Genomic DNA, 17,148 nt, shown 5'->3' with positions numbered 1-17,148 from the left:
CCGTCAGGCGGTGCTCGACAGCTTCATCACCACGAGCCCGCTGACGATCAGCAGCGCCGCCAGGATGCGGGTGGCGTTCATCGCCTCGCCCAAAAACGCGATGCCGACGATGAAGGCGCCGACCGCGCCGATGCCGGTCCAGATCGTGTAGGCGGTGCCGAGCGGCAGGCTGCGCATCGCCCAGGCGAGGCAGGCGAAGCTCAAGCCCATGGTGACGAGGGTGATGACGCTGGGCCAGAGGCGGGAGAACCCCTCCGACTGCTTCATCGCGAAGGCCCAGACGACCTCCAGCAGACCGGCGAAGACGAGAACGATCCAGGCCACGGCAGCCTCATGGGGCGCATGAGCCGGGCCGTCCCGGACTTGGACCCCTGGATGGGGGAGGACGTTGCCTCGCAGGCTCAGCTAACTTTCGGATCTCGGGAGTCACGTGTGGTGCCGCACGCTGAGACAATGCGCATCATACGTCTCGCCGCAAGCACGGAAGGCATGTGTGAAACGGTGGCGGTTACAATGAGTCGCGAGAGCCTGACACGGCGAACTCGGTTGCACCTTCTTGCCCTTGCCGCGGCTGGCACAGGGCATATACCAATCGTTAACCATGCCCGTCCGCTTATGCGATTGCGGTGCCTTCGAGCTGCGGCTTTCACAAGGTGGTGACGCTCCTTGAACACGATGCGGTGGCTCGCAGGAATGGCTCCGTTAGGGGCTCAGACTTTCGGTAATGACATCTCATGGTGTGGAGATAGCGGTATGACGGTCAAATGGTTTGCGCGTCCCGCTAATCCGTCTTCTCATACTCAGGAAATGCGGTTGCCTGGGGTTGGTATTGTGCGGGTCAATATAGACAAGCATATTGATAATGCATTGAAGAGCCAGGCAAATGAGCATGCCGGAAGACGGAAAAATCCAGCAAAATCGGACAGAAAACCCTGATACTGCTGATGATGAAGAGACGTTACCTGGGATAATTTCCGGCGAATATAATACCGTATTTGAACGTATTATGGGGCGCATGGCGGGTGAAAACCCTATAGCGCCCGTTGTCGCTTGCGTCGCCTACAGTTTGTACAAGCAAGAAAAGCGAGATTGGATCGTCCAGCGAACTCAGCAGCTTGGTAGACGCCCCCGCCAGGAGGAAATCGACAGCTACGTTAGTGGCTGGACGGATTTACGAATCGACTCCGTTATTTCTCAAGCGCGCGGGGAGATAGGAAGCTTCGCCAAGATTGTCCTCGACAGTTCTAAGGATGAAATAAATGATCAGATCTATAAGGCTCAATTTCAATCATTGCATGATCTCATTGAGGCAACAAATCGGGACAGAGCTTCAAAGCATGGAGATATAAAATCTCATGTTTCTGAAAGAACAAAGGTATCTTGGGGTCTGAGTGTAGGACAGAATTTGATTGCGAATTTTTTATGGACGGCAGTCGTTATTATTGTTCTTCTAAGCCTTAATGTGAATTTTGATTTCAGTAATTTTAGCGGCCGCGTCAGAGGCTTCCTCAACCCCCCTGCCGATCCCATCAGTCAGCCGCCGCGATAGAACACATCACTCCAGCCGCACCACCACGCTGTCGCTCGCACCCACCGCATCCATCACCGAGATGCGCGCGAAGCCCGCGCCCTCCGGGCTCCATTCCGATTGCCGGCGCATCGCCTCGGCCACCGGCAGGCCATCGACCATCCAGGTCAGGGGTGGCTGGCCGCCCAGTGCCTTGAGGGCGAGGCGGGCCTGCGCGCCCTCGCTCAAACCGAGATCGACCCGGGCACCGTCCGGCGGATAAGCGATCTTGAGGGGCACGCCGAGCGTCGCCGCGAAGGTTTTCGGCGCATCGCGGCGGATGTGGCGCAGCGGCGGGGGCAGGGCGGCGGTAGCGACGACGAGAGCGTCGCGAGGGCGGGGCAGGGCCTCCGGCTCGCCGCCGAACCGGGCGAAGGCATCGAACAGGATCGGCGCGGCGTGGCTGCGCCCGATCAGGCCCGGCACCGAGGCGCCGTCGGGGCGGCCGATCCAGACGGCGATGGTCACGCGGGCATCGAACCCCACCGCCCAGGCGTCGCGGTAGCCGTAGGAGGTGCCGGTCTTGAAGCTGATCCGGCCGGGCAGGGCGTTCTCCGGCGGCGGGGCGCCGCGCAGGGTGTCGGCGACGTACCAAGCCGCGACCGGATCGGCGATCCGCCGCTCCGGCTCCGGGCCGGCGGCGGGGCCGTCGAGGCGCCGGGCCAGCGCCGGCACGGTGCCGGAGCGCGCGAGACCCGCATAGAGCCGGGCGAGGTCGGTGAGCGTGATGCCGAGCCCGCCGAGGGCCACGGGCAGGCCCGGCGCCGTGTCGCGCGGCAGCAGGACCGTCGCGCCGGCGCCCCGCAGCCGCGCGACGAAGCGGGCGGCGCCGACCGCATCCAGAAGCTCGACCGCGGGCAGGTTCAGCGATTGCTGGAGTGCGACCCGCGCCGTCACCGTGCCGCGAAACCCCATATCGAAGTTTTCCGGGGCGTAGCTCGCGGAAAAGCGCGCCGGGCGGTCGTCGAGGAGCGTTTCCGGGTGGGCGAGCCCGTCCTCGAAGGCGAGCGCGTAGATGAAGGGCTTGAGCGCCGAGCCCGGCGAGCGCACCGCCTGCGTGGCATCGACGGCACCGGCGCGGGCGGCGTCGAGGTAGCCGGTGCTGCCGACATGGGCGAGCACCGCGCCGGTGCGGTTGTCGAGGACGAGGATCGCGGCGGAGAGCGCCGGGCCGGCGGCCGCCGCGCGCTCGGTCGCCAGCGCCTCGAGGCTCGCCTGGAGGCGCGCGTCGAGGGTCAGGTGCTGCAGCCGCGCCTCCGGGTCGGCGGCGTGGGCCTGCTCGGCGGCATGGGCCGCGAGCATCGGGAATTGTTTTCGCGCAACCGGCACCGGCTCGGCCTTGGCCGCCTGCGCTTCGGCGGCGGTCAGCACGCCGCGCTCGGCGGCGATGTCGAGCACCCGGTCGCGGGCGCGCCGCGCGTTGGCGGCGAAGCGGTCGGGCCGGCGCGCCTCGGGTGATTGCGGCAGGGCAACGAGGAGCGCGCTCTCGGCAAATGACAGGCGGGCCGGCTCGCGGCCGAAATAGGCCAGACTCGCCGCCCGCACGCCCTCGACCGGGCCGCCATAGGGGGCGAGCGCGAGGTAGAGGTCGAGCACGCCCGATTTGCCGAGTGCACGCTCCAACTCGACCGCACGGACCATCTGCCGGAGTTTGGCGCGTAGCGAGCGCTCGGCCCGCGGCTCGACGAGGCGGGCGACCTGCATCGACAGGGTCGAGCCGCCCGACACGATCTTGCCGTGCGCGAGCCATTGCCACGCGGCGCGGAGCGTCGCCGCCGGATCGAGGCCGGGATGGCTGTCGAAGCGGCGATCCTCGTAGGCCTTGAGCATGGCGAGGTATCGCGGATCGATCGCGTCCGCGGTGACGGGCAGGCGCCAACGCCCGTCGGCGGTGGCGAAGGGGCGCAGCAACTGGCCCTTTCGGTCGAGGATGACGGTGGAGCGGAGAGAGGCCTGGGTCAGATCGAGGGGTGGGAGGGCGTCCGCGTAACGCCAGAGGGTGCCCGCCAGAAGAAACGCGACGATGACGAAGAGGGCGAGAACCGTGCCGACGCGTCTCCCTCTCTCCGCGCGCGGAGAGAGGCCAGGCTGCACCTTGTCGTGCAGGCTGGTCGCGGAGGCGCAGCCGGAACGAAGGTGAGGGGGCGGCTCAGGATGAGCCTCTTTCGGAACCGCCCCCTCACCCTCGGCTGCCGCCTCGCCGCGGCCCCGACGAGGGAGGCTCGGCCCTCTCCCCGCCTGCGGGGAGAGGGGATCTGCGTCGGAGGCCATGCCCCTACTTCGCCGAGGTCACCTCGACCGATCCGAACGCGGTGCGCCCGAACCGCTCGGGGCGGTACATGTCCTCCACGCTCGCGCCCGGATGCACGTAGCTGCCGGGCGAGACCACGCGCACGGTGTAGGCCGCCGAGAAGAAGGCCGATTGCTCCGGGGTGCGGTCATAGGCGGCCACGAACCGGTCGTCGCGGAACTCGGTATGGACCGGGGCCACCTCGCTCTTGGCGAAGCTCAGCCCCGACAGCGCATCGGCGTCGAGCAGCTTCGGGTTGTCGATCTCCAGGCCCGCGGGCAGGCGATCGACCAGCAGCAGGCGCCCGGCGCTGGCCTTGGCCTCGGTCACCTTCAGCACCACGACGAGGCGGTCGTTCTGGCGCAGCGGCTTGGCCAGATCCACCGGGCTGCCGTCGAGCCGATAGAAGCTGCGCTCGACCGTGAAGCCCTGGGACGCCGCCGGCTCCGGGGCGATCGGATTGCCCTGGACGCCGATGGCGACGGGCACCGCCTCGCGGCCCGCATTGACGATCCGTACCGGCCGCGCCTCCAGGGCGGGCGCCCGGTAGAGCCGCGAGAGCGGTCCGGTCTCGGTCTTGCCGTCGATGGTGAGCGCGAGGTTGTCCGATTCCTTGGCAAGGCTCTGCGCGGCCAGCACCATCCAGGCATTCTCCTGGGTGCTGGTCGAGCGGCCGTCGGCCCGCTCCTGGCCGAGCACGGCGGCGACCGGTTGCAGCGTCGCTTGAGAAAACCCGGCCTCGGTCGACAGCGCCAGCAGGGCGGCGCCGTCGCGCAGGCGCGAGCCGTAATCGGCGCGATAGGTGCCCCGATCGCGCTCGGCCTGGAGCGCCTGCACCGCCGCCTCGAAGCCCTTTTGCGCCCGGCCGCGATCACCGAGGAGGGCCAGCGCGGCGGCGAGCTGCCCGCGACCCAAGGGCGTGGCGAAGTCGGTGAGCTTGGTATCGGCGAGGTAGCGCAGATCCCCCATCACCGGCCGGCCGTTGCGGGCGAGCACGTAGGCCGCGTAGGCGAGATCCATGCCGCCGTTCTCGACATTGGTGGTGTTGGCCACCGTGTTGCGCAGGCGGTCGAGCGCGCTGTTGAACGCGGTCTGCGGCACGGCGAATCCCCGCTCGCGCGCACGGGTGAGGAAGTCGGTGACGTAGGCGGTCAGCCACGTGTCGCCGGCATTCTCCGTCGACCACGCGCCGAAGGCGCCGCCCGAATCCTGGCGCGCCAGCACCCGCTCGATGGCCCCGCGCACCCGCTCGTCGAGTTTCCCGTCCAGCCCGAGCTTCTCGCCGGCCGCGAGCGCGTTGACGTAGAGCAGCGGCATCGCGCGGCTGACGATCTGCTCGGAGCAGCCGTAGGGGTAGCGGTCGAGCGATTGCAGCAGGGCGGCGACGTCGATGCCGCCGAGGCGGTTGGCCGAGACGGAGACCGCGCCGGTGCCGGGAAGGATGTCGGCCAGCAGATCCGGCGTCAGGTCGAGGCCGGCGCCGGGCTCCAGCGGGCGCACGCTCCGGCGCACCAGCGCGCCGGTGCCCGGATTGATCCCGAGCGCGAAGGACTGGCCGGCGCTGCCCTGGATGCCGGGGCCGGTGAGATTCAGGTCGAGCCGGGCCGTGCCGGGGCCGGCGGCGGTGATCGGGATCACGAGCTGCCCCTTGGCGCCGGCCTCCAGGCGCAGGGTGGAGCGCACCGCCTCGCCCGCCACCACGACGGGGCCGGTGAGGTCGAGATCGACGGTGTAGTCGCCGGCCGCCCCCTCGACGTTGTCGAGGGCGACGAAGAAGCGCGAGCGGTCGCCGACATTGAGGAAGCGCGGCAGGGTGCCGGTGAGCACCACGGGGTCGCGCACGATCACGTCGGCCTGGGCTTGGCCCACCTTGGCCTTGGTCCAGGCCGTCGCCATCAGGCGGGCGGTGCCGTTGAAGGCGGGCAGTTCCAGCGGGATCTTGGCCGTGCCGTCGGCGCCGACCGTGACCACGCCCGAATAGAGCGCCAGTGGGGCCTGGGTCGGGGGCGCGTCGGCGAGTTCCGCCGCGCCGCCGTCGCCGCCGGAACGGATCGCGCCGAGCGTGCCCTGCATGCCGTCGATCAGGTAGCCCCAGAGATCGCGGATCTCGGGTCCGAGCGCCTTCTGGCCGAAGAAATAGGCGAACGGGTTCGGCGCCTCGTAGCGGGTCAGGTTGAGGATGCCGACATCGACCGCCGCCAGCGTCACCCGCGCCTCCTCGCCGGCACTGAGCCCGGCGAGCTTCACGGGCACGGTGAGCGTGCCGCGGGGGCGCACCTTCTCCGGCGCCTCGATCGCGACGGAGAGGCCGCGCTTCTCCTTGTCCACCGAGAACCACGCGACCCCGAGCGCCCGGCCGGGCATGCGCTTGGCCGCTTGGTCGAGCGGCCGGTAGGCGGTGGCGACGAGGTAGGCGCCCGCGCCCCATTCCGCCTTGACCGGGATGTCGACACTGGTGCCGCCCTCCGCGACCGTCACGTCGCGGATCTCGTGGACGCGGTCGCCGACGATGGCGAGCGTCGCGGTGCCGGCGAATTTCGGCTGGAGACGGGCGCGCAGACGCTCGCCCGCGGCGTAGGCCGGCTTGTCGAGGGTGAGGTCGAGGAGGTCGGGCACATCGGCGCTCTCGGAGCCGCCCCAGCCGACGGTGAAGGACACGCTCGCCGCCGCCTGCGGCTGGCCCGGCACGCTGGCCTCCAGGCGATACTGGCCGAAGCCCACCGGCACGGCGATGCGCGCGGGCGCCTCCGCCCCGATCGCCACGCGCCCGTCGGCGACGCGGCGGCTGGATTTGACCGGCTCGAAGCTCCAGCGCCCGTCGGCGCGGTACCATTGATAGGTCCGATCCACCTTCGAGAGTGTCCAGGTCACGCCGTCCTGCGTCAGACGCCGCCCGTCGGGGGCGGCCATGGCGACATCGAAGGTCGCGGTCGCGTTCTCGGCAAGATCGGCGGAAAAATTCTTGCGGATCGCCAGCACGGGACGGGCCGGCAGGATCGGCAGCGTCACACTGCGGCTCAGCGCCCGGCCGCCCGGCTCGCCGACGGCGAGGGTGATCTTGGCCTCCAGCGCGCGGGGGGCGGCCACCTCCTGTACCGGCACGGTGAGGCTGGCATGGCCCCGCGCGTCCGTCGTCGCCTTGGCGTCGATCTCGGCGGTCGTCGCCTCGACCGCCTCGTCGTCGAGGCCGATGGAGAAGCCGTCCAACCCCTTGATGCCGGAATTGGCCGCCGCCTGCACCGCGACCGAGCCCGAGACGTCGAGCCCCGAGCCCGGCGCGCCGTAGAGGTAGCGCGCGGCGACGTCGATGGTCGCGGCCTCGCCGCGGGTCAGGCTCGGCGTCTTCGGGGTGAGGCTCACCTCTAGGCGCTCGGGCACGTAATCCTCGACGAGCCAGCTCGCCTCGCCGACCGCGGGCGCCTTCGGATCGGTATAGGCCGAGATCCGCCATGTGCCGTGCATGGCGCCCGCCATCAGCGGCAGGGCGAGCGAGCGCCCGCCGAGCCCCTCGTCGGCGACAGCCGCGCGGCGATACTCGACGCCGTCGGGCCGCTTGACCACCAGCGTCAGCGGCAGGCCGGCCACCGCCGCCCCCTGCGGGTCGCGAAGAAGCGCGGTGAGCTGCACCGTCTCGCCGGAGCGGTAGACGCCGCGCTCGGGGAACAGGTAGGCCTCCGCGCCGCCGGGCGCCGGGCGGCCCTTCACGCCGCGGTCGGAGAGGTCGAAGGCGCCGAGCGCCAGATCGAGGAAGCCGTAATCGTCGCCGACCTGCGCCACCACGAGGCCCGGCGCCAGCCCGCCCTCGCCGCGGGCGAGGCCGGCGGGGAAGGCGGCGTGGCCCTGGCCGTCGGTCTTGGCGACCGCGAGCACGTCGTTGTTGCGGGCGACGAGCCGGATCTCGGCGCCGGACACGGTCCTGGCGCTGGCGAGCGAGCGGGCGAAGACGTGCACGCCGTCGCGGCCCTTGAAGGCGGTCAGCCCGAGATCGGAGACCACGAACCACTGCGTCGCCTGGGTCTCGTAGCCGCCGTACTCGTCCTCCGACGAATCGGTGGTGCCGGTGGGCTTGGCCAGCATCAGGTAGAGGCCGGGCTCCAGCTTGCCGACCGCCTGGAGCACGGGGAAGGCGGTGACCGCCTCACGGTTGGTCTCGGCCTTGGCGGTATCGAGCGTGCCCTTCCAGATGCGCTGGCCCTTCTGGTCGGCGATGGATTTGGCCGTCGAGCCGCTGAGCTGGCTCAGGAAATCCTCGGAGCGGAGCGCGGGCAGCAGGCCGCGGTCGCCGATGCGCAGCACCTCGACATCGAGCTTGTCGGCGTTGACCGAGACCAGCGGCACGCCGGCCTGACCGGTGCGCGGCAGAACGTAGTTGCGGCCGGTGAAGCGCACCTGAGGCGAGCGGTCTCGGACGTAGACCTCGTAATCGGCCGATTTCAGCAGGTTTTCGCCGACCGAGGAGGGCAGGCCCTGGCGCACCACGAAGGCGTAGCGCTCGGAATGCTTGAGCCCGTCGACGCAGACCTGGGAGCCTTCCGCCGTGACGGCGGCGTTGGCCGCGCCGGAGACGGCGATGTAGGGCGCATAATCGGTCTTCGGGACGAGACCCTCCGAGAAGGTGAAGCAGACCCGCGGCGCGGCGGCGTCCGAATCGACCTTGTAGTCGAGGATGCGGAAGCCGTGCTCGGCGCGCAGCGTCTCGTAGGCCGCACGGGTCTGCGCCTCGTCCCGGATCGCGAGGCTCGCCCGGTAGGCTTCCAGCGCGGACCGCCACTCGGACTGGGCCGCCTGGATCTCGCCGAGCCGGGCCAGGGCGCGGGCCTCGTCCGCCGGGTTTTTGGCGCGCAGGTAGCCCTGATAGGCGGCGGCGCTCGCGCGGCCCTTCAGCTTGAACCGGGCGGAATAGTCGGCGCGCTCCTCGTCATTGCCGGCGGCAAGGGCCGCGTTGGCGTAGTCGAGCCAGTTGCGGACGTCGTTCGGGTCGGCTGCGACGGCGGCGGCGCGGGCGTTCAGTTCGGCGTCGGGCTCCCCGCCCTCGTTCTGGGCGGCGACCTCCGCCTCGCGCCGCCACTGCGCCGCCGTCTTGGCGCCGGGGGGCGCCTCGCTCTTGAGCGCGGTCTCCAATCGGACGCCCGCGCTCGCCAGCGCCTCGCGCACAAAGGTCTTCGCGACCGGTGCGGTCGCCGATCTCAGGGGCGCAGGGGGGGGGGCGGCCGGACGTGGAGCCTGGGCCAGGGCCGGAACACCGAGCAGCATCGCGCCGATCAACGTCGCACCGAGGGGCCCGAGACCTTTGCCTTGGGACATGTGCGCGTCTCCTCCGACCGGTGCGCCCGAAGCAGGGGCGCCCGCGGCCGGCACGCTATCACTTGCCGCGCCGGCCGCAACGCTGGCGCAGGGCCATCGGGGAAGACAGACCTCAGAAGATGCAGATCAGGGCAACGCCGGCGAGGAGAAGCAGCGCCCCGCCGAGCCGCGGAAGGTTCGCCTCATGGACCGGCACGCCGAGCAGCCCGAAATGGTCGAGGACGATGCTTGAGGTTCTTGTTTTCGCATCATCTTTTTCCGAAAGCCGGCAACCACCTTTCGGGACGTTGCTCTGGAACTTCTGCGCCAAAGCTGTGGCCCGGGGCCGGCCCGTCCACCGATGCGGCCCCCTTGGCGCGATCACGATCCCGCATGACGGCGGTGCGCCGCGGCTTGTGGGGGGCACGCCCTCGCTGTCATCATCGCCCGCAGGTCGAATCGAGCGGTGGTGATGACGGGACGGATGAAAGCTTTTCGCGCCGGCCTGCCGGCCCTGCTTGCCGCCGGACTTGTCACGGGGGCGCTCGCGCAGGGGCCCCTCCCACCGGCCGCGCCGGCCCGACCGAGGCCCGCTGCCCCGGCCCCGCCCGCACCCGATCCCGCCTTCGAGGCGGCGCGGGCGGCTTTCGAGGCACTGCCCGAGGCGGAGCGGCGGGGCCTGCAAGATGCCCTGGTCTGGACCGGCGACTATAACGGCGTGACGACCGGGGCCTTCGGCAAACGCAGCTTCGAGGGCATCCAGACCTACCAGACTCGCACGGGCGCCGCGCCGACCGGCCTGCTCGCGCCGCCGGAGCGCGCGGCGCTCAAGCGCGAGGCGGAGGAGGCTCGGCGGGCGTCGCGCTTCAAGGTCCAGCCCGATCCGGCGAGCGGCGTGGTGGTCGGCGTGCCGGAGGCGCTGCTGCCGAGAAAGACCGCGATCCCCGGCGGCACCCGCTGGCAGAGCACCGACGGGCGGGTGACCCTCGATACCAAGTCGTTCCCGCAAGGGGAGACCAGCCTCGACGCCCTGTTCGAGCGCGCCATCGCCGCGATGCCCGGCCGCAAGGTCACCTACAAGCTGAAGAAGCCGGACTTCATCGTCATCACCGCCGAGACCGCGGGCGGGCGCTCCTACATCCGCTACGCCGAAGGCCCCCAGGGCATCCGCGGCTTCACCCTCGGCTACGACAGGGCGCTGGCGGACACGGTCGATCGTCTCGTCATCGCGGTGGCCAACAATTTTTCACCGTTTCCCGAGGACGCGCCGGCTCCCACCGCTCCGACGACGGCCACCGGCCCGGTCCCTCGCGCGCCCGCCTCCGGCATGGCGGCCGCGCCCGCAGCACCGCCGCTGCCCGGCATGCCGGCCGAGGCGCGCCCTGCCGCGACCGGCCTGCTGCTGGGCGGCGGGCGGGTGCTGACGGTAACCTCTGCCCTTGAAGCGTGCGCCGCGCCGCGCGTCGGCGGTGCGGCGGCCCGGATCGAGCGGCGCGATGCGGCGGGCAGCCTCGCGCTTCTGTCCGCCGAAGGGCTCGCGGGTGGCGCGCCGCCGCCGCTCCGCGCAGAGCCGGTGAGCGAGGGCGAAGCCCTGCTCGTGCTCGGCGCCCAGGCGAAGGGCCGCCCGAGCGTCGCCCCCGCCACCGCTGCCGTCGAAGGCGTTTATGCCCCGCTCCAGCCCGGCGCCGGTGGTGCGCCGGTGCTCGACCGGTCGGGCCGGCTCGTCGGACTCGTCGCCCGCTTTCCCACCGTGCCCCGCCTGATCGCCGGGGTGATGCCGCCCACCCGCTATGCCGTCGTACCGGGGAAGGCCGTCGCCGCCTTCCTGAGCGAGAGCGGCCTGCCCGCCGGAGCGGGCAAGGACGTGGCGAGGGAGACTGCGAAGGGCGCCGCGACCACGCTGGGCGGGGCGGCGGCGCCCGTTCTCGACACCGTCGTTGCCATCACCTGCGCCCGGTGAGGGGTGCTGCCGGGCTTATGGTGTCTCTCACAAAACTCCCGCCGCGCTGTCATCGCCAGAATGGGAACGGTCGGAGACCGGGAGTTTTGCGAGGCACTCTTAGACCCGGTTCGTCAGCAGCAGCACGATCAGGATGATGATCAGCAGGCCGCCGAGGCCGAAGCCGGGGCCGCGGAAGCGACCGCCGCCGTAGAAGTTGCCGCCGCCGAACAGCAGCAGGATCAGCAGGATCAGGAGGATGGTGGTGATGGTCATCGGCGGAAGCCTCTTTGGTCCGCCCAGACCCCTTTGCCTGAGCGCCAACAGCAACGCTTCTGCCGGCGATTTCGTTCAGCCGGCTCGGGTCTTATCCGGAGGTCGTCGGGCCTCAGGCCCGCCAGTCCGGCAGAGCGCCTCCGGTCTCTGCAAGCCAGGCGGGAATCGGCAGGCCGCGCTCGCGCAGAAAGGCGGGGTTGAACAGCTTCGAGGCGTAGCGCGCCGCCCCGTCGCAGAGGATCGTCACGATGGTGTGGCCGGGCCCGAGTTCGCGGGCGAGCCGGATCGCGCCCGCGATGTTGATGCCGGACGATCCGCCGAGCGACAGGCCCTCCTCGCGCATCAGGGCGAAGACGATGCCGAGCGCTTCCGCGTCCGGAATCCGGAACGCGTGATCGGGCGTGAAGCCTTCGAGGTTCTTCGTCACCCGGCCCTGGCCGATGCCCTCGGTGATCGAGGAGCCTTCGGCCTTGAGCGTGCCGGTGCTGTAATAGGCGTGCAGCGCCGAGCCCTCGGGGTCGGACAGGGCGATCTTCACGCCGGGCTTGGCCGCCCGCAGCGCCTCGGCCACGCCCGCCAGCGTGCCGCCGGTGCCCGCCGCGCAGACGAAGCCATCGACCGCGCCGCCGGTCTGCGCGAAGATTTCGGGGCCGGTCGCCTCGATATGGGCGCGGCGGTTGGCGGTGTTGTCGAACTGGTCGGCGAAGAAGGCGCCGGCCTCTTCCGTTTCCGCCAGCCGCTCGGCGAGGCGGCGGGCGGCGTGGACGTAGTTGTTCGGGTTGGCGAAGGGCACGGCGGGCACCTCGACCAGCCGGGCGCCGGCGAGCCGCAGCGTCTCCTTCTTCTCCGCCGATTGCGTCTCGGGGATCACGATCACGGTGCGGTAGCCGCGCACCGAGGCCACCAGCGCCAGCCCGATTCCGGTATTGCCCGCGGTGCCCTCGACGATGGTGCCGCCGGGCCGGATCAGACCGCGCGCCTCGGCATCCCGCACGATCGAGAGCGCCGCCCGGTCCTTCACCGAGAGGCCGGGATTGAGGAATTCGGCCTTGCCGAGGATGGTGCAGCCGGTCTCTTCGGAAGCGCGGCGCAGCCGGATCAGGGGCGTGCCGCCGATGGCGGCGAGCACGTCGGGCGAGACGGCGGAGGATGCGGACATGCGGTGCGGCGGCCTTCCTGAGCGCCCGCGCGGGGCGGCGGATCAGGCAGGCTTAACCAACCGATTTTCAGGAATCCAGGTAGCCCGCCTCCCGCAAGGCGTCGGCGACCGCAGTAAAGAAGGGATCATCCGCCTCGGCGGCGTCCTGCGACAGCGTTCTTCCCTCGCCATCGGACGCGGTATCGCTCCGGTCAAAATCCCGGAAGTCCTGCGGCTCCGCCGGGTTTCCGGCCGATGCCGCGGATGCGCCGAGCCCAAAAAGGCCGGCTGCCGTAAGGAAGGTCTCGTTCAGGGAGATCATGGCCGGCTCCTGTCTCGAAACGGGACGATGCCAGCCTAATCGGTTAACCAAATCTTAGCAATATTGGCGAGGTGAACCCAAAAACAGCGTGTCGGCCTTCATCGCTCCGAAGCGCCGGGGGCGGCATGGAAGCCGATCATGCCGCGCCTGCGAGCCGCTCTTGACGCCGCGTTCATCGGCCTCGCGCTGCAAAAGAGCGCCGCGCAAGGCCTGCCTTTCAGAGTTTCGCTTCCGAGGATCTGCACGCGGAGCGAAACCCCCGACCATCCGGCGCGAGCCCTTCGAGCGACCGTCCCGCGCTTTCGGTTCAGGTCCGGTTCAAGCGCGACGGTGCAATGTGGCCGCCGGTCAAGAACTGTGATGTTCCTGCACCGGTTTTGGCGAACCGAGCCGCTTCGGCGCCGCAATCAGGCGGGATGAGCACTCCGTCAAGCTTCTTCCGCTAGACGCTTCTCTCGCGGCTGTTCGATCCGCCGCCTTCGATGCCTGCCCCGTTTTCTCTCAGTCGCGAATCCAATCCATGACGGTCGTCGCCCTCATCGCCTGCAACCTGCTGCTGGCGGGCCTGTTTTCCCTGGTCGCCGTCGCCCTCGACTGAGGGCCTCCCGAGACGACCCCCGCCATGCCGTCGTGGGCGACAGCACACGGTCGGCGGCCGGGCGTCTCGTGAGGCGCTTTTGAGCGCCGCGCTCCCGCGCAAACCCGCACCGCATCCTTCAAGAACCCCGGTCGCTCCGTCGCGGCCGGGGTTTTCGGCTTGCCGGGACCGTTTTCGAGAGCGTCAGTCGCGCGGCGCCCGGTCCTGCAGTGTGTCCAGGCGGCCGATGAGCGCTTCGAGGCGCTCGCCGACGGGCTCGGTGAGGCTGTCGGCATAGTGGCTGCGCAGGTTCTTGCCGAGATGGCGGCGCACGCTCGGGCTCAGCGGCGGCGCGGCCGCGGCATCCTCTGCGCGTTTCGTGTCGTCGATGGGCTTCGTCACGGATCGTCTCCCGTCCGGTGCCGGAAGCGGCTGTGAGGCGGCGATCCTGCGCGCTCGAAAGTTAAGGCGAGTTTTACTGAGGCGACCAAGAAGCGATTAACCCTCCGTGCCGGGGCACGGAGGGTTCTTCTTCCTCGAAACCATCGGTCCACGTGCGGTCGCCGTTCTTACCGGGTCGTCGGCAGGAGCAGGTCCGGCAGCCAGAGGGCGATGCCCGGCACGAGGCAGAGCAGGACGATGGCGACACCCATCAGGATCACGAAGGGCAGGGTGCCCCAGATGATGTCCTTGAGCGGGATGTCGGGGGCGATGTTCTTGATGACGAAGATGTTGAGGCCCACCGGCGGGTGGATCAGGCCCATCTCCATGGTGATCGTCATCACCACGCCGAACCAGACGAGGTCGAACCCGGCATCCTTGAGCGGCGGCAGGATGATCGGCGCCGTCATCAGGATGATCGAGACCGGCGGCAGGAAGAAGCCGAGCGCGATGACGAGCGCCAGGATGGTCGCGAGCAGGAGCCAGGGCGAGAGCTGCATCGCGACGATGGCCTGGGCCGCCGCTTGGCTGATGTGGAGGTAGCTCATCACGTAGGCGTAGAGGAGCGACATGCCGATGATCAGCATCAGCATGGTCGATTCCCGCAGCGTCGCCGTGAGGATCGGGTCGAGATCGCGGAAGCGCCACACGCCGTAGATCACCGCGATCAGCGCCAGCGCCAGCAGGCCGCCGAGGCCGGCGGTCTCGGAAGGCGTGGCGTAGCCGCCGTAGAGCGCGACCATGACGCCGGTGAGCAGCACCACGAAGGGCAGCACCCGCGGCAGCGTCGAGAAGCGCTCGCGCATGCTGTAGCTGTCCTCCTTGAGGATCGGATGCTGCGCGCCCGTCCGCTCGTAGGCGAGCTTGGCCGCCGCGAATTCGGAGCGGAAGCGGAACACCGACCAGCTGGCAAACAGCGCGACCAGCAGGAAGCCCGGGCCGATGCCGGCCAGGAACAGGCGCCCGAGCGATTGCTCGGCGGCCACCGCGTAGAGGATCATGGTGATCGAGGGCGGCAGCAGGATGCCGAGCGTGCCGCCCGCGGCGATGATCCCGGCGGCGAAGCCCGGCGAGTAGCCGCGGCGGCGCATCTCCGGAATGCCCGCCGAGCCGATCGCCGAGCAGGTGGCGGGCGAGGAGCCGGCCATCGCCGCAAACAGCGCGCAGGCGAACACGTTGGCGATGCCGAGGCCCCCGGGGATGCGGTGCATCCAGGCATGCATCGCCGAGTAGAGATCCTGGCCCGCCTTGCTCCGTCCGATCGCTGCGCCCTTCAGGATGAAGAGCGGGATCGAGAGCAGCGTGATCGAGGCCATCTCCTCGTAGACGTTCTGCGCCACCGTATCGAGCGAGGCGGCGGGCATGAACACGTACATGAAGGCCAGGGCCACGAAGCCCAGCGCGAAGGCGATGGGGATGCCCGAGAGCATCGCCCCCAGCGTCGCCCCGGCATAGAGGAAGCCGATCGCGGCGGTGCTCATGCCTTGCCTCCCTTCGTCGTGACCGGCCGAACCGGGGCCGCTGTCGGTGTGGTCGGTGTGATCGTACTCTCCAGGGGGTCCGGCCCCTCGGGCGTCAGATCCGGGCGGCCGCGCATGTCGCGGTTCACGTCCGCCCCGATGCCGATCTTCGGCTTGGCCCAGCCGGCGGCGCGCGGGCCGTAGAGGACGGCCTCCGTGATCTGCAGGACGAACTGGACGGCGAGCAGGCTCATGCCCGCGGCCATCAGCAGGTAGGGAATCCAGAGCGGCGGCCCCCAGGTCGATTGCGAGATCTGGCCGTCCTCCCAGGCCTCGTGGAACAGGCTCCAGCTCTTCCAGGCGAAGAAGGTCACGAAGGCGAGGCTGACGATGTCGACGAAGATCAGGCGTACCCGGTTGACGCCCGGCGACAGCAGGCCGGTCAGCGCCTCGATGGCGACGTGGCCGCGCTTGGCCTGGACGCCCGCCGCCGAGAGGAAGGTCGCGCCGACAATGAGGAAGACGGCGGTCTCGTCCTGCCACTCGGTCGGCTCGTGGAAGACGTAGCGGGTCAGGACGGAGTAGCTGAGCACGAGGCAGGCGGCGACGAGCGCCAGCCCGCCGCAGACCAGGATGAGGTGGTTGAGCCGGCGCGTGGTCCGCTCGAACACGCCGAGCAGGCCCGGAATCCGCGGCTCCTCGGCGCGTTTCGTCTCGGAGGCGGCCGAGGCCGCGTCGAAGGCGTGGCTCATCCGACCTTCTCCGCCAGCTTGAGCAGCTCGGCGCAGCTCGCGTTCTTGTTGGCAAAGTCCTTCCAGGCGGTGTCGCGGGCGATGTCGCGCCACTTGCCGAGATTGACCTCGTCGAGCTGCACCACCTTGGCGCCGGCCTTGCCGAACACTTCCTCGACACGGGTGTCGTCGGCCTTGGCGCCCTCCTGGCCGAAGCTCTCGAGCTCGGCGCCGACCGCCATAACGAGATCCTGCTGGTCCTTGGGCAGACCGGAGAACACGATCTTCGACATCATGATCGGCTCCAGCATGAACCAGTAGGAGCGCTCGCGGCCGGAGGTCAGGGCCTTCGAGATCTCCTCCAGGCGGAACGAGATCAGGCTGGTGGAAGAAGTCAGCACCGCGTCGCAGGCGCCGGTCTGCATCGCGGCATAGGACTCGTTCGACGGCAGCGAGAGCGTGGCCGCGCCGGCCTGCTTCATCATCAGGTCCATCTCGCGCGAGCCGCCGCGGACCTTCATGCCCTTGGCGTCGTCGGGCGTCAGCAGGGGGCGCTCGCGGCTGGCGATGCCGCCGGCCTGCCAGACCCAGGACACCAGCACGATGCCCTTGGCCTCCAGGATCTCGGTGAGCTTGCGGCCGACGGGCGCGTCCTTCCAGGCGAGCGCCTGGGCGTAGGAGGAGACCAGCGCCGGCATCAGGCCGATATTCATCTCCGGCACCTCGCCGCCCGCGTAGGGCGAGGGATAGAGCGAGAGGTCGAGCGCCCCTTTGCGCATGGCGCTGAACTGGGCGTTGGTCTTCATCAAGGAGGAGCCGGGATAGACCTGCACCTCCATCGCGCCCTTCGAGCGCTCCTTGATGGCAGCCGCGAATTTCCGGCACATCCGGTCGCGGAAGTCGCCCTCGTCGATCGAGCCGCCGGGGAACTGGTGCGAGAGCTTGAGGGTCGTCGCGGCCCGGGCCGGACCGGTTCCGAGCTTCAGCAGGGCAGGCGCGGCAAGCCCGGCCGCGAGCAGGTGGCGGCGGTTCAGCGTCATGGCGTTTCCTTCCCAATACCGCTTTCGCGGAATTCTGCTCGTCCGTTCACGCGGACTTTTGTGCAGCGCACAATATACGTTTCA

The 17,148-nt window shown here is 69.7% G+C and carries 13 protein-coding genes; 2 read left to right on the top strand and 11 right to left on the bottom strand.

What is annotated here, in order from left to right; all coding sequences use genetic code 11:
• Positions 1-3: 3 nt before the first annotated feature.
• Positions 4-324 carry a quaternary ammonium compound efflux SMR transporter SugE gene (gene sugE / locus Y590_RS06180; protein ID WP_060769071.1) on the bottom strand — a complete coding sequence of 107 codons (321 nt, stop codon included), beginning with the start codon at positions 322-324 and terminating at the stop codon, positions 4-6.
• 559 nt (positions 325-883) lie between these two features.
• Between sugE and Y590_RS26310 the strand changes: the two genes are divergently transcribed.
• On the top strand, positions 884-1,549 hold the full coding sequence (locus Y590_RS26310; RefSeq protein ID WP_144439937.1) for a hypothetical protein: 666 nt from the start codon (positions 884-886) through the stop codon (positions 1,547-1,549).
• A gap of 6 nt (positions 1,550-1,555) precedes the next feature.
• Here Y590_RS26310 and pbpC read toward each other — a convergent pair whose 3' ends face one another.
• The 3 genes from pbpC to Y590_RS27665 all read right to left on the bottom strand — a co-directional run bounded on the left by pbpC (position 1,556) and on the right by Y590_RS27665 (position 9,471).
• Positions 1,556-3,838, bottom strand: a complete 2,283-nt coding sequence (gene pbpC / locus Y590_RS06175) for a penicillin-binding protein 1C (protein ID WP_144439936.1) — start codon at positions 3,836-3,838, stop codon at positions 1,556-1,558.
• 4 nt (positions 3,839-3,842) lie between these two features.
• A complete protein-coding gene (locus tag Y590_RS06170) occupies positions 3,843-9,161 on the bottom strand; it encodes an alpha-2-macroglobulin family protein (RefSeq protein WP_060769069.1) in 5,319 nt (1,772 codons plus the stop codon).
• A 112-nt stretch (positions 9,162-9,273) separates the two neighbouring features.
• On the bottom strand, positions 9,274-9,471 hold the full coding sequence (locus Y590_RS27665; protein WP_060769068.1) for a DMT family transporter: 198 nt from the start codon (positions 9,469-9,471) through the stop codon (positions 9,274-9,276).
• A gap of 153 nt (positions 9,472-9,624) precedes the next feature.
• Between Y590_RS27665 and Y590_RS06160 the strand changes: the two genes are divergently transcribed.
• Positions 9,625-11,100 carry a S1 family serine peptidase gene (locus Y590_RS06160; protein WP_060772183.1) on the top strand — a complete coding sequence of 492 codons (1,476 nt, stop codon included), beginning with the start codon at positions 9,625-9,627 and terminating at the stop codon, positions 11,098-11,100.
• 99 nt (positions 11,101-11,199) lie between these two features.
• Here the strand turns inward: Y590_RS06160 and Y590_RS26300 are convergent, their stop codons facing one another.
• From Y590_RS26300 to dctP, 7 genes are all read right to left on the bottom strand, one after another.
• Positions 11,200-11,355: a DUF3309 family protein gene (locus Y590_RS26300; protein ID WP_135297236.1), complete on the bottom strand. Its 156-nt coding sequence runs from the start codon at positions 11,353-11,355 to the stop codon at positions 11,200-11,202.
• A gap of 112 nt (positions 11,356-11,467) precedes the next feature.
• Positions 11,468-12,514 (bottom strand): cysteine synthase A, encoded by a 1,047-nt coding sequence (locus tag Y590_RS06155; RefSeq protein WP_060769067.1) that lies wholly within the window; start codon positions 12,512-12,514, stop codon positions 11,468-11,470.
• 67 nt (positions 12,515-12,581) lie between these two features.
• The gene (locus Y590_RS06150; RefSeq protein WP_060769066.1) at positions 12,582-12,815 is read right to left on the bottom strand and encodes a hypothetical protein; all 234 of its coding nucleotides are present in this window, start codon (positions 12,813-12,815) and stop codon (positions 12,582-12,584) included.
• Positions 12,816-13,596: 781 nt separating this feature from the next.
• Complete coding sequence (locus tag Y590_RS06145) at positions 13,597-13,794, bottom strand: NepR family anti-sigma factor (protein ID WP_060769065.1); 198 nt, start codon at positions 13,792-13,794, stop codon at positions 13,597-13,599.
• A 167-nt stretch (positions 13,795-13,961) separates the two neighbouring features.
• The gene (locus Y590_RS06140; RefSeq protein WP_060769064.1) at positions 13,962-15,314 is read right to left on the bottom strand and encodes a TRAP transporter large permease; all 1,353 of its coding nucleotides are present in this window, start codon (positions 15,312-15,314) and stop codon (positions 13,962-13,964) included.
• Positions 15,311-16,045, bottom strand: coding sequence for a TRAP transporter small permease (locus Y590_RS06135; RefSeq protein ID WP_060769063.1), 735 nt, complete (start codon positions 16,043-16,045; stop codon positions 15,311-15,313). The genes Y590_RS06140 and Y590_RS06135 overlap by 4 nt, the downstream gene beginning before the upstream one ends.
• Complete coding sequence (gene dctP, locus Y590_RS06130; RefSeq protein WP_060769062.1) at positions 16,042-17,064, bottom strand: TRAP transporter substrate-binding protein DctP; 1,023 nt, start codon at positions 17,062-17,064, stop codon at positions 16,042-16,044. The genes Y590_RS06135 and dctP overlap by 4 nt, the downstream gene beginning before the upstream one ends.
• Positions 17,065-17,148 lie beyond the last annotated feature (84 nt).

The sequence above is a fragment of the Methylobacterium sp. AMS5 genome, from assembly GCF_001542815.1.
Taxonomy (GTDB): Bacteria; Pseudomonadota; Alphaproteobacteria; order Rhizobiales; family Beijerinckiaceae; genus Methylobacterium.
Note: the sequence above shows the minus strand (reverse complement) of the source record. Positions and strands in the feature narration are given on the sequence as shown.

Excerpts from the sequence above, each read along its gene's own strand:
- Y590_RS06170 (WP_060769069.1), bottom strand. The coding sequence starts at position 9,161 with ATGTCCCAAGGCAAAGGTCTCGGGCCCCTCGGTGCGACGTTGATCGGC.
- Y590_RS06155 (WP_060769067.1), bottom strand. The coding sequence starts at position 12,514 with ATGTCCGCATCCTCCGCCGTCTCGCCCGACGTGCTCGCCGCCATCGGC.
- pbpC (WP_144439936.1), bottom strand. The coding sequence starts at position 3,838 with ATGGCCTCCGACGCAGATCCCCTCTCCCCGCAGGCGGGGAGAGGGCCG.
- Y590_RS06135 (WP_060769063.1), bottom strand. The coding sequence starts at position 16,045 with ATGAGCCACGCCTTCGACGCGGCCTCGGCCGCCTCCGAGACGAAACGC.
- Y590_RS06150 (WP_060769066.1), bottom strand. The coding sequence starts at position 12,815 with ATGATCTCCCTGAACGAGACCTTCCTTACGGCAGCCGGCCTTTTTGGG.
- Y590_RS26310 (WP_144439937.1), top strand. The coding sequence starts at position 884 with ATGAGCATGCCGGAAGACGGAAAAATCCAGCAAAATCGGACAGAAAAC.
- Y590_RS06160 (WP_060772183.1), top strand. The coding sequence starts at position 9,625 with ATGAAAGCTTTTCGCGCCGGCCTGCCGGCCCTGCTTGCCGCCGGACTT.
- Y590_RS06140 (WP_060769064.1), bottom strand. The coding sequence starts at position 15,314 with ATGAGCACCGCCGCGATCGGCTTCCTCTATGCCGGGGCGACGCTGGGG.
- dctP (WP_060769062.1), bottom strand. The coding sequence starts at position 17,064 with ATGACGCTGAACCGCCGCCACCTGCTCGCGGCCGGGCTTGCCGCGCCT.
- Y590_RS26300 (WP_135297236.1), bottom strand. The coding sequence starts at position 11,355 with ATGACCATCACCACCATCCTCCTGATCCTGCTGATCCTGCTGCTGTTC.